14 protein-coding genes are annotated in these 12615 nt (G+C 38.5%); 10 read left to right on the top strand and 4 right to left on the bottom strand.

Annotated features, from left to right (window positions below):
* Positions 1-9 precede the first annotated feature (9 nt).
* The 3 genes from AC0JIQ_RS05820 to surE form a co-directional block, all read right to left on the bottom strand.
* Positions 10-939, bottom strand: coding sequence for a LysR family transcriptional regulator (locus AC0JIQ_RS05820; protein ID WP_269228286.1), 930 nt, complete (start codon positions 937-939; stop codon positions 10-12).
* Positions 940-1070: 131 nt separating this feature from the next.
* Entirely contained in the window at positions 1071-1901 is an 831-nt protein-coding gene (locus AC0JIQ_RS05815) for a peptidoglycan DD-metalloendopeptidase family protein (protein ID WP_346512075.1), read from the bottom strand.
* A gap of 110 nt (positions 1902-2011) precedes the next feature.
* Positions 2012-2782 (bottom strand): 5'/3'-nucleotidase SurE, encoded by a 771-nt coding sequence (gene surE, locus AC0JIQ_RS05810; RefSeq protein WP_050041849.1) that lies wholly within the window; start codon positions 2780-2782, stop codon positions 2012-2014.
* A 103-nt stretch (positions 2783-2885) separates the two neighbouring features.
* Here surE and AC0JIQ_RS05805 point away from each other — a divergent pair, with 103 nt between their 5' ends.
* From AC0JIQ_RS05805 to purB, 10 genes are all read left to right on the top strand, one after another.
* The gene (locus tag AC0JIQ_RS05805; protein ID WP_004662933.1) at positions 2886-3260 is read left to right on the top strand and encodes an MCR_0457 family protein; all 375 of its coding nucleotides are present in this window, start codon (positions 2886-2888) and stop codon (positions 3258-3260) included.
* Positions 3261-3407: 147 nt separating this feature from the next.
* On the top strand, positions 3408-3809 hold the full coding sequence (locus AC0JIQ_RS05800; protein ID WP_004662934.1) for an MCR_0457 family protein: 402 nt from the start codon (positions 3408-3410) through the stop codon (positions 3807-3809).
* Between the two features lie 113 nt (positions 3810-3922).
* Entirely contained in the window at positions 3923-5071 is a 1149-nt protein-coding gene (gene dacC / locus AC0JIQ_RS05795; RefSeq protein WP_004662935.1) for a D-alanyl-D-alanine carboxypeptidase PBP5/6, read from the top strand.
* A gap of 89 nt (positions 5072-5160) precedes the next feature.
* Positions 5161-5706 carry a gamma carbonic anhydrase family protein gene (locus tag AC0JIQ_RS05790; protein WP_474202913.1) on the top strand — a complete coding sequence of 182 codons (546 nt, stop codon included), beginning with the start codon at positions 5161-5163 and terminating at the stop codon, positions 5704-5706.
* A 79-nt stretch (positions 5707-5785) separates the two neighbouring features.
* A complete protein-coding gene (locus tag AC0JIQ_RS05785) occupies positions 5786-6097 on the top strand; it encodes a 3-hydroxybutyryl-CoA dehydrogenase (RefSeq protein ID WP_474202912.1) in 312 nt (103 codons plus the stop codon).
* 49 nt (positions 6098-6146) lie between these two features.
* Positions 6147-6917: a DUF4262 domain-containing protein gene (locus AC0JIQ_RS05780; protein WP_474202911.1), complete on the top strand. Its 771-nt coding sequence runs from the start codon at positions 6147-6149 to the stop codon at positions 6915-6917.
* Between the two features lie 85 nt (positions 6918-7002).
* Positions 7003-7491, top strand: a complete 489-nt coding sequence (locus AC0JIQ_RS05775) for an NUDIX hydrolase (RefSeq protein WP_474202910.1) — start codon at positions 7003-7005, stop codon at positions 7489-7491.
* Between the two features lie 4 nt (positions 7492-7495).
* The gene (mnmA, locus tag AC0JIQ_RS05770; protein WP_474202909.1) at positions 7496-8629 is read left to right on the top strand and encodes a tRNA 2-thiouridine(34) synthase MnmA; all 1134 of its coding nucleotides are present in this window, start codon (positions 7496-7498) and stop codon (positions 8627-8629) included.
* 18 nt (positions 8630-8647) lie between these two features.
* Positions 8648-9379: a high frequency lysogenization protein HflD gene (hflD, locus tag AC0JIQ_RS05765; RefSeq protein ID WP_005217064.1), complete on the top strand. Its 732-nt coding sequence runs from the start codon at positions 8648-8650 to the stop codon at positions 9377-9379.
* A gap of 54 nt (positions 9380-9433) precedes the next feature.
* Entirely contained in the window at positions 9434-10822 is a 1389-nt protein-coding gene (purB, locus tag AC0JIQ_RS05760) for an adenylosuccinate lyase (RefSeq protein WP_474202908.1), read from the top strand.
* A 118-nt stretch (positions 10823-10940) separates the two neighbouring features.
* On the opposite strand, the gene AC0JIQ_RS05755 is transcribed toward purB, so the two are convergent.
* A complete protein-coding gene (locus AC0JIQ_RS05755; protein WP_474202907.1) occupies positions 10941-12614 on the bottom strand; it encodes a ShlB/FhaC/HecB family hemolysin secretion/activation protein in 1674 nt (557 codons plus the stop codon).
* Position 12615 lies beyond the last annotated feature (1 nt).

Below are 12615 nucleotides of genomic sequence, written 5' to 3'. Positions count from 1 at the left end.
GCCTTTTTCTTAGGCTACACCCTGTAGAGATCTTCCACCAGGTAATTGAACAAAATATTGTTTTAATGCGTCAATACAACGATGTACTTTCATTGGGTATTGTTCACGCTTGGAAGTTAAAGCATGAAGTGTATATGCAGGAAGTTGCCAATCAGGTAGAACTTCAACCAAAGAACCATTAATCAGTTCTTTTTGAATATCCATATATAGAATACGTGCGATACCATGCCCCTGCTGGCACAAAGATTTAGCAACAAAAACATTGTTTGTGCCTAAGCGTGTTTTCATATCAACATTGACAATTTCACCACTCAAACCATGACGGAACGCAAAATGTTGATAATTTTGCATCAAAGTAACAGGTAATAATTCGTGATTTCGTAAATCTTCTGGGCGAGTAATAGGCGATGCTTGATTGAGATAACTTGGCGATGCAACGAGAACCTGATCAACTCTCGCTAAAGGTACTGCGGTAAGCTGATGATCATCAACACGCAGGCTCATTCGTATTGCGATATCAATTCGCTCTTCAATCAAATCAATATAACGATGGTCTGCTTCAAAATGAATCGCTAGACCTTTATGTGCTGACATCCAATGAGATAGTGCTGGAATGACATGTAAGGCACCTAATTCAGGTGTGGTCGCAATACGTAAATCTCCAACAAGATCGTCGCGTAGTTCATTGATACGAATTTTGCCACGTTCAGCGGCAGCCAACATTTCTTGGCAACTGAGAAAAAATGCTTGTCCTGCTTCCGTAAGACTGAGTTTTCGAGTAGAACGATGAAGTAAAGTGACATCCATTTCATGTTCTAAAGAACGAATTTGTTGACTGACTGCACTTGTTGTAATTCCTAATTCTCGTGCTGCACCACTAAAAGAACTTTTTTCAACAACGCAAGCGAAGACCCCCATTGCGCGCAATTGATCTAGCATAGACTTCCCTCTTAATTTATTAAAATATGCTTATTGTTCTAATTAAAGCAATCTCAATAAGTATACAGGGAAGTCTACCCTTAAACTAGCGATTATTAATAATTTATTGAAAGATTATTAATTAGGCTATTTTAGTTTGGTAAAACTGTCATTGGATTCACAGGCTTACCATCTAAACGAACTTGGAACTCAAGCATGATTCGTGAAGCACCTGAAGAACCCATTTCTGCAATTTTTTGACCAGCAGTCACATTATCCCCACTCTTGACTAACATCTTACTGTTATGCGCGTACGCCGTAATATAACCATCAATATGCTTAATCAAGACTAGGTTGCCATATTCTTTTAAACCATCAGCAGCATAGACCACTTGCCCATTTGCAGCAGCAAAAATTGGATCACCTTCATTACCACCGTAACGTGTTCCTTTGACGTTATTTGCCAAATTGAAACTTTGAATGATCGCTCCATTTGATGGTTTTACCCAGCGTAAACTCGAAGCAAGCGTCGTTGAAGACGGTGTAACAGGATTTGCTGGAATAACAGCTTTTGGTATAACAGGCTGTGTCTTAGGAACAACAGGTTGTTGTGTTGGTAAGTTAATCGTTTGACGTTGAATCGGCGTGGTTTGTACCACTGCTTGTGTTGATGTAGTTCGTTGTGCAACAGAACCTTTTAACCGTAATGATTGATTGACATAAATACGATAAGGCGGCGCAATATCATTCAGCGCAGCAACATCTAAATAATTCAATCCATAACGATTTGAAATTGCACTCAGCGTATCGCCTGAACGTACTGTGTAATAATTGGGTGCTTGCTGTACATAACGATTACCACCTTTTGCTTGTGGTTTTGATGCACAACCTGTAACGACGACAATGCTTGTTACTGCCATAGACAACACGATTGTTTTAATCATTTTTCGTGATAGAAAAATCGAGACATGGTTTAAATGCATCTTCGCCCTCATCGAAAAAACCTTAATTTATTTGCGCCTAAGAGTACCAAAAAAGTGAGAAAAAACGAGTTCTCACTTTCTATATTCACAAAGTTATAACATAGCCACTGCTAACCATTTACATGAAGATGTAAATTGTCGAGTACAGCATAATTAGTTGCATCCATTTGAATCGGCGTGATACTGACATAACCATTCGCGACAGCAAAGAAATCAGACTGAATATGACTTGAAGCAGATGGAGGTTCTGTAACCGCCTCACCGGCTAAACCAATCCAATAGACTTGACGCCCACGTGGATCAACATGACTACTAATTGGTTTGGATTGTGCTCTACGCCCTTGATAGGTGATTTGTGTCCCTTTTATTTGCTCGACATCAGGAATATTAATATTAAAAATATGACGGGGCGGCAAAATTGGTAGTCCATTCGCAATAAAATCATGAACCCATTGTGCAGCTTTCGCATAATGCTCAGGATGTTCATAGGAACGTACATTTGAACCTGCTAATGAAACTGCGATTGCAGGATGTTTCATTAGGCGGCCTTCAAATGCAGCACCAACTGTACCTGAATATAGAACATCATCACCGAGGTTTGCGCCACTATTAATACCGCTCACCACAAGATCAAACTCAAAATCAAATAGACCATTCATCGACAGATAAACACAATCTGCTGGCGTTCCATTCACAGCCCAAACATCCTCTGCAATCTGAACTGGTCGTAACGGTCGATCTAATGTCAACGCACTTGAATAACCACTCCGCTCACTTTCAGGTGCGACGACGACGACGCGTCCTAACGGTTTTAATGCTTGCGCTAAGGCTTGTAGTCCTGGTGCGAATACACCATCATCATTGGCGATTAAAATATTCACTAAGATCCTATCTCTTCAAATGTTACTACGTAGTTTTTTCAATTGAATTATTCAATGAATTATATATATTTGTAACTTCATAGTATTAGAAATTTATGCGGCCATGAGACATTTATCGACTTTTATCCGTGTTTTAGGGGTAAGTTTTTCGCTTCTAACAGCACCAGCAATTTTTGCTGACACAACGGTTTCAGCTAAAGAAGCAGATGCACTCATCAAAGATGATATTGCAAATGCACAAGTTCTTATTGAGATGTGTCCGAGTTTAATCGGAAAAAATGCTAAATTTGATCAAAACATCAAAAAAATGGTGAGCTCATATTTAAGTAATTATTCTGACAAATCAGCTTCACTTGAAAGTTTACAAAAAGATGGTGAATTTCAATCTTTGTTGAAAGATGCTCGCGAAGCTGCAAAAGAAGTTGAAAAACCAGAACAAAAGTCTGTATGTGACGATGTATTAAATTTTGAAGGCTAATACGCCATTAAAATTTGAAAGCGTTTTCAAATTTAAGATTTGAAAACGCTTTCGTTTAATTTCCTACAGCAAACATACAATCTACTGATATTTTTATGCTATAAGCTATTCAAATTCTTTAAGTCTTGTTTCTGAGTTTGAGTTCTTATGAAGAAAAATGTTTTCAAAACACTAGGTTTATCATTTCTCATTACCTCTAGTCTTTTCACAACAACTGTATTTGCTGCAGAAAAAAAATCTGAAACTGAAAAAATTGAAGTTACACCAACGTCTGAAGGCGTGACTCCTCAAGAACTTGCTGCGATTTATGTATTGTCAGAAATCTGCCCAGATTTAATTGGCAAAGATCTAAAATTTAATAAAGCATATGACAACCTCGTCAAATCATATTTATCAAATGAACCAAATGCTGTAGACATCCTCAATAAACGTGCTAAAACCAAAGAGTTCCAAGCTCCTCTTGCTGAAGCGCGTAAAGATGCAAAGGCTGCATCTGAAGATGATAATCGTCAAATTTGCGATGATGTTCGGAATTATTATTCCAAGTAACTGATTAGTTACAATACTGCATGAAAAAGCCGACTTCTGCCGTAGAAGTCGGCTTTGCTTTATCCTAAAATGCTAGGCTCATCTGCTTCATACAAGATATTGGAACACCTAGAATGACTCAAAAAAGCGCTCTTGCTGCATTATTACTTTTGCCAAGCCTTTCATATGCAGCGACTGTCCTACCGTCTCCACCAGAATTAAATAATAAATCCTATGTATTGATGGATTACGAGACAGGACAAATCCTTGCTGCAAAAAACGAAAATGAAAAACTTGCACCCGCTTCTATGACTAAAATGATGACAAGCTACATCATAGAACAAAAACTTTTAAAGGGTGAATTAACTGAAAATGAACAAGTACGTATGAATGAGTCTGCATGGTGTCGTGGTACCAGTGCTGAATCATGTATGTATGTTCCATTAAATGGCACAGCAACTGTATTAGAGATGTTGCGTGGTATTATTATCCAGTCAGGAAATGATGCTTCTAAAGCAATGGCTGAACACATTGCAGGCAATGAAGGCACATTTGCCCATATGATGAACCAAGAAGCAAAACGTGTTGGTATGGTGAATACACATTTCATCAATTCAACAGGTATGCCTGCTGAAGGTCACTACTCAACAGCAAAAGATATGGCTGTTCTTGCTCAGCACATTATCAAAGATAGTTCTAAATACTACCCGATCTATTCAGAAAAAGAATTTACGTTTAATGGTATTAAGCAAGGCAACCGTAATGCATTGCTTTATACAGACCCAAGCGTTGACGGTTTGAAAACAGGTCATACGGATGAGGCAGGTTACTGCTTAACTACGTCAAGTAAACGTGGTCCAATGCGTTTGATTTCAGTCATCTTCGGTACGCCAAGCATGAATGAACGTGCTGGACAGACTCGGACATTATTAGCATGGGGCTTTGCAAACTTCGAGACTGCAAATGTACAACCTGCTAACCAAGTGCTTGCTAAAGCAAAAGTATGGTTTGGTAAAGAAGACAATGTTCAAATTGGTCTTGCTGAAAACTTCAACGTAACAATGCCTAAAGGTCAAGCGGACAAAATCAAAACTCAACTTGTAGTTCAACCTAAATTGAATGCGCCTTTAGCCAAAGGTCAAGTTGTGGGTAAATTAGTTGCAAGTCTTGATGGTAAAGTCATTGCAGAGAAACCACTTGTTGCATTAAAACCTGTTGAAGAAGCAAGCTTCTTTGCTCGTCTAATTGACCATATCAAGATGTTCTTTAGTAACTTATTCTAATTTTAAATCAGTTTATTAAGCATTCATGCCCTTGGGCATGAATGCTTTTTTATTTTATAATTCATCTATATTTTATATTGATCATACTCATGGCTAAGAACATTCGCCCTTATCTCGACCAAGAACCTAATATTGACTCAAGCTGTTATGTGGATGACATGTCTGTCATTATCGGTGATGTCAAATTAGCAGAAAACGTTTCAGTTTGGCCCTTTGCCGTAATCCGCGGTGATGTGAATTCAATTCAAATTGGCAAAAATAGTAATGTACAAGATCATTGTATGTTGCATGTCAGCCATAAAAATCAAGCTAAACCAAACGGTTCACCTCTCGTCATTGGTGAAGATGTGACAGTTGGGCATCATGTAACTTTACATGGTTGTACTATTGGTAATCGTGTCCTGATCGGGATTAATACCGTTGTTTTAGATGATGTGATTATTGAAGATGATGTGATGATTGGTGCTGGTAGTCTTGTGCCGCCACGTAAAGTGTTAAAAAGCGGTTACTTGTATGTCGGTAGCCCAGTTCAACAAGTTCGTGCACTGACTGAAAAAGAAATGGAATTCCTTCCTTATTCAGCACGCCATTATGTGAAAGTGAAGGATAATTATTTAGATCAAATTGATCTGTAGTCTTTTTAAAACTACAGATTTCATATATTGGAATAAAAAGTACATATTCTTTATTCTTCTTTTTGTATTATGGTTTTTTATGAGAAAAATATTCATAGGATTATTCACAGTTTTGTTAATGACATCTACTCATGCTACAGAATTAGAAAAATGTGCAGGTATAGAATATGCAGCTGATACATTAATGACATTCCACCAGATGGGATCTGATGTCGAAAAAGCGAAAGGAATTTACGCTCAATTATTTAAAGAAGAAGGCGAGATATTTAACCGAATAGTTGATGAGGTGAAGAACTCTCCTATTTATACAGATGAAAAAGAAGCTGAAAAGGCTATAGAAGATTTTAAAAATAAATGGAAGAAATACTGTTTAGAAAATAACATTCATTAACTGTGTTAAATTCCATTCCATCAAGAAGTATAAATTTTAGAGAACTTTAATGAATACTGATCATACACACGATTGTCCCCCTTCAGATGAATTAATGGATACAACTAAAATCAATATTAAAAAATATGGATTGCAAGTAATGGGAATTAGCTCGACAGACTACTCGCCTTCTTTTAGTTATAGTGTTGGTCTATATGAGAGCCACCAACATCCCGAGATTATTTGTTTCGGATTGCCAACCAACTTGGCTCATGTAATTATCAATGATGTGGCTGATCTAATCAAAAATGGTGACAGGATTGTGCCCCATCAAGAGTATTACGACAAAATCTTTAAAGAAAGCCGTGCACAGTTTTTACCTGTAAATCCTAAAAATATTAAAGATTACTTTTATGTTGCTTTAAATTATTATCAACACGATAACTTCTCGGCTTTACAATTAGTTTGGACTGACCGTAATGATAAATTTCCTTGGGAAGATGGATTTGAGGAAAAATTTATTTATGATCAACCACTCTTAGATCGAAATGCTGATTTTAAGTTTAGAGAAGCTAAAAATTTAGGTATTTTTACTACGCGACAATGGCTAGACCATAATCGACCAATTTTAAGAGTCGTTCATGATACTGATGGTGATTGGCAATTTTTAACAGGAGACCAAGAACCCGATGATATCCGCATAGTTGCTTTAGAACAAATGGTATTAAGAGACCCAAGCCTAAATGAGATTTTTGATCTCGATTACGGTCAAGCTGCTGAAAGAGATTCCATCGGTGACTCATGGACAAAACTAAATATTGATGACGATGAAGATATATAAGAAGAACTCTATGCCTAGCAATCTTATCATAGCCAAAAACTCACAAATTTTGTAGAATACGTTTTTTAAAATCATGGTGCTTTCTATGACCGCTTGGACACCTCATGTCACAGTCGCCACTGTTGTCGAAAAAGACGGACGTTTTCTGTTTGTTGAAGAACACAGCGAAGGCTTTGTACATACCGTGTTTAATCAACCTGCTGGTCATGTAGAATGCGATGAGACCATTATTCAAGCAGCGATTCGTGAGACCTTAGAAGAAACAGGTCATCATGTTGAAATTGATCATCTGCTTGGGATTTATACCTATACTCCACCGATGTTTCCAGATCGTACCTATTACCGTTTTTGCTTTTTAGCACATGTCACCTCAGTTGAAAAAAATGCTCAACTGGATACAGGTATTGTTGGTACAGTATGGATGAACTTAGATGAGCTAAAAGAATCAGCACGTGCGCGTAGCCCATTGGTTTTAAGAGTAATTGAAGATGCCCTTGCTGGCAAAAAATATCCCTTATCGCTCATTTATGAGCACCCTTTCTCTCCCTCATTAACTTCTCATTTGGACGCTTAATTAGATGCAACAACGTGTCATCGTCGGTATGTCTGGTGGTGTAGACTCCTCCGTTTCTGCCGCATTATTACTTCAACAAGGATATCAAGTTGAAGGTCTTTTCATGAAAAACTGGGAAGAAGATGATGGTACGGAATACTGCACAGCACTTGAAGACTTAGCTGATGCGCAAGCCGTTGCAGATAAAATTGGTATCAAGCTGCACACTGCAAACTTTGCCATGGAATATTGGGATCGTGTGTTTGAACACTTCTTGGCTGAATATGCTGCAGGTCGCACACCAAACCCAGATATTTTGTGTAATAAAGAAATTAAATTCCGTGCCTTCCTCGATCATGCGATGACTTTAGGTGCAGACTTTATTGCCACAGGTCACTATGCACGTCGTGGTGCAAGCACACAAAACTCACGCGGCGAGACTTATGCCCCATTGCTCCGTGGTGTCGATAATAATAAAGATCAAACCTATTTCTTACATGCGGTACATGGTCGTGAAATTAACAAGACCCTATTCCCTGTGGGCGAAATTGAGAAACCCGAAGTTCGTCGCATTGCAGAAGAGTTAGATCTGGCAACTGCCAAGAAAAAAGACTCGACGGGTATCTGCTTTATTGGTGAACGTCGTTTCACCGATTTCTTAAAACAATATTTACCTGCACAAGCTGGAAAAATTGTTTTAGAGTCAGGTAAAGAAGTTGGTGAACATCATGGCTTGATGTACTATACGCTCGGTCAACGCGGTGGTATTGGTATCGGTGGTATGAAAGGTGTACAAGAAGGTGCATGGTTCGTACTCCATAAAGATATTGCCAATAATCGCTTAGTGATCGGTCAAGGACATGAGCACCCACTCATGCAAAGCACACAGCTTTGGAGTGAGTCGATTGATTGGGTCGCAGGTGAACAGGACATCCCAAGTACAGGATTCCGATGCACGGCAAAAACCCGTTATCGCCAGCCTGATCAAGCGTGTACAATTTATCGTGATGAGCAAACCGAAAATGGTATTCGAGTTGAGTTTGATGAACCACAAAGAGCTGTAACTCCTGGACAAAGCGTGGTGTTCTACTCCGGAGAAGTGTGCTTAGGTGGTGGTGTGATTCACCATACCAATGCACCTGAACCAGATTTTATTTAAGGAAATTGGAAGCGAAGCATGGTGGAGTTACCCTTTCAGCACGCCCAAGCGTTGAATGTTCGACAAAATCGTGCTTTGGCATTGGCTGCTGTGTTTCAAGCAACTCAGCTCACGCATATGACTGCAATGGCGGGTCAGCAAAGTATTGGCGATAGCGGTAATTTTTATTTTGAACTACTGATTAAAGCCAGTCTTAATATTCGCCCAGCCACCAATAATGCCACTCAAACTTTAGATTTTTTTAATCAACTTGCAGATATCTCTCTTGGTTTAAAAACATTAGAAGGTTGTATAACCCAACCTTTTAATACTGCTCCTAAATCTCGTATTCCTAAAATGTCGACTGCTAAACTCCCCATGTCTTATGCAATGGCTTTATTGCAATTAGAAAAGAAAGTGTATAGCAATCCTGAATACGTCAAAATTATCGAAGCAGCTCAGCAAAAAATATTAAAACAGCTTTCATTTTTCGATAACAATTATTTGCACCCAAGTATTATTGCCAACCTTGCACAAACTTATGTGGAAACAGCAGGGCAAATCAATCCTCGTATTTTAGTTCGCGGTAATGCTGAAGCATTTAAAGACATCAATCATACCAACCGTATTCGTGCATGCTTATTTACTGGCTTACAACTTGCACATTTATGGAAGCAGCTCGGTGGTAGCTCTTGGAGTATGATTTTTACTAAACGTAAGTTATTACAAGATATTCAAGCTCTCGCTCGTTTACAGTATCAGGTGGTATAAACCGATGCTAAGACGAATTTATTTTTATGTTTATTCCAAAATTAAGGAATCTGTATGAATGCTTTAACCGCACTCTCACCACTTGATGGACGTTATGCAAGCAAATGCGATGCGTTACGCCCTTTTTTGTCTGAGTTTGGTTTAATCCACGCTCGTGTTACGGTTGAAGTGCGTTGGTTACAAGCACTTGCAAATCGTGCAGAAATTATTGAAGTTCCTGCTTTTTCTGCTGAAACAAATACAGCATTGGATGCAATCGTAACCAATTTTTCTGAAGAAGATGCGAATCGTATTAAAGAAATCGAACGAACGACGAACCACGATGTAAAAGCAGTAGAATATTTCCTTAAAGAAAAAATTGCGAACATTGATGAGCTACAAAATGCAGGCGAATTTATTCACTTTGCATGTACCTCTGAAGACATCAACAACTTATCTCATGCATTAATGCTTAAAAATGGTCGTGAAGTTTTAGTTTCAAGTATGAAACAAATCCTCAATGCGATTTCGGCCTTAGCAATCACACATGCTGAACAACCAATGTTGTCTCGTACACATGGTCAAACTGCAAGCCCTACTACGTTGGGTAAAGAGATGGCAAACGTTGCTTATCGTTTAGCGCGCCAAATCAAGCAATTTGAAAATGTCGAATTACTTGGCAAAATCAATGGTGCTGTAGGTAACTATAATGCTCACCTTTCTGCTTACCCAGAAATTGACTGGGCTGCACATGCTCAAGCATTTGTAGAATCTTTAGGTTTAGCATTTAACCCATACACCACACAAATTGAGCCACACGATTATATGGCTGAATTGTTCGATGCATTACGTCGTTACAACACGATCTTGATTGATTTTAACCGTGATGTTTGGGGCTATATCTCACTTGGTTACTTCAAGCAAAAACTAAAAGACGGTGAAGTTGGTTCATCAACCATGCCTCATAAAGTAAACCCAATTGACTTCGAAAATTCTGAAGGTAACTTAGGTATCGCAAATGCCGTATTGGGTCATCTTGGTGAAAAACTTCCTGTTTCTCGCTGGCAGCGTGACTTAACTGACTCAACTGTTCTTCGTAACATGGGTGTTGGTTTTGCACAAAGCTTGATTGCTTTTGATGCTTGCTTAAAAGGTATTGCTAAACTTGAGTTGAACGCGAACCGTTTAAATGACGATTTAGACCAAGCACAAGAAGTTCTTGCAGAGCCAATCCAAACCGTTATGCGTCGTTATAACGTTGAAAAGCCATACGAAAAATTAAAAGCATTGACTCGTGGTCAAGCAATGACGCGTGAGATGATGGTGAACTTCGTTAATGGTGATGAACTTCTTCAAGTTCCAGCCGATGAACGTGCTCGTTTAGCAGAGCTGACACCTGCTACATATACAGGTAATGCTGCTGAACAAGCAAAACAAATCAATGATTTGATCAGCAAAATCTAAGCTGATAATTTAGTGATAAAAAAGCAAAGCCTCGGCTTTGCTTTTTTTATTTCTTAATTTTTCTAGTTAAAATCATCAAAATCCCAACGATTTTAACTGATCACCACCCGATTTTTATTTAAAAACGTTTACTTAAATTAAGCCAAGCTTCGACATCATTACGCTTATCAACGCTATCAGGTTGTGAGCCTATCGGGAACCCAACAGTTAATGCTGCTTGCCATTGCATCGCATTTGACCAGTTTAGTCCAAAACCTGCACTACTAATCTGTTCTATATTTTTGCCTGTTAAACCACTCCACTCTCTTGCTTGGTGTTTAACCGTTGCTGTATCGACATAGATCTTCGCTGCAAGTTGATTTTGTGCAGAAGCATATAAACTCTGTCTAAGTTCAGACAAAATGTAATATCCAGTTGAACCACTTAATGCGCTATTCTTATATCCTGCAATATTCGATGCACCACCAACACTAAATTGCTGAGCACTATCTAAATTGTCAGGGCTATATTGTGCTTGTAGAGCTGCATAGATTTGGGTTTTTGAACCATTTAAATTTTGCAATCGAGAGACATTCATAAAAGCACTAACAAATTCACCTTGTGTTTTTGCTGTTGCTTGATCACCAAGTTCTGCCATCGCATTTTTAAAATTAACTCGTCCAATATCTGTTGCAACGCCAAGTTGAGTTAAACCACCACCTGCAAAATCATCATATTGCGAAGCATCTAAACGAATACGCCCAACATCAATATTCCGGTCCCGATAAATTTCTGCGACGTTAATATCATCTTTCAGGCGTTTATGATCGTATTGCACACCCAAAATCACTTCACTACGATTATTCAATAATATTGGTTGATTCAACCATACACTGATTTGTTGTGCTGTGCCTGTTGCATCTAAAGCTTTATATTCTTTACCTAATTCATAGGCTAAATCTGAATAACTCGCACCTAAACGTGTCCCGATACCATTAATTGTTGCTTCATACCCCAATCGACCAAAGTTTAGATTGCCCGATGTCATACCATCCACAGTCAAGCGATCACCCAAACCCAAAGCATTATTGACTGCAACGCCAGCATTTAAACGTACTTCATGGGTATATTCATTGCCATAATTATCCAAACCAACATAGCCTGTCAGTGATGATGTTGGCTGAATATCAATTGTTAAATCACTGGTTCCAGCATAACGCCCTGCGCTAATGATATTACGTGTTTGAATCCCATCTATACGATTTAACAATTTAAGCTGCTGCTGCAAGGTCGCCGAATCAATAATATTGCCTGACTGTAACGGCTGCAAAATAGCTTGTATTAAGTGTGGAGATGTTTTGGTTTGATTATTGATAATGATACGATCATATTTTGCCTCCAAAATCGCAATCTTAACCACACCATTTTTCAAACTTTGTACAGGTAAATACGCCCGACTATAGGGATAACCCTGCTGTTGATAATAAGTCGTAATCCGTTTCGTTAATTGCTGTAAATCAGCAAGTGTCAACATCTTAGTTTCAGCATCAGCAACCAAAGCATGTAAATCTGCTGTGCTAATGCTTTGGTTTCCTGTAATTACAATCTGTTCAACTTTAACTTGCTGTTGAGCATCTGCTTGCGCGATTTGCATTTGCGCAGGCTGCTCAATATTCACCTCAGCTTGAGGTTGATATTGCTGTATGGTTTGCTGTTGAAGAAGTAGTCCAGCATTTGGCACATTATCTGCAAAAACTGAAAAGCTACTCAGTGAAAGCATACTCATTAATAATGTTGTCTTCGGATATAACATA

It is taken from the genome of Acinetobacter sp. FB, assembly GCF_056033405.1.
The sequence above is the reverse complement of the archived record's forward strand: the minus strand, read 5'-3'. Positions and strand labels throughout refer to the sequence as shown.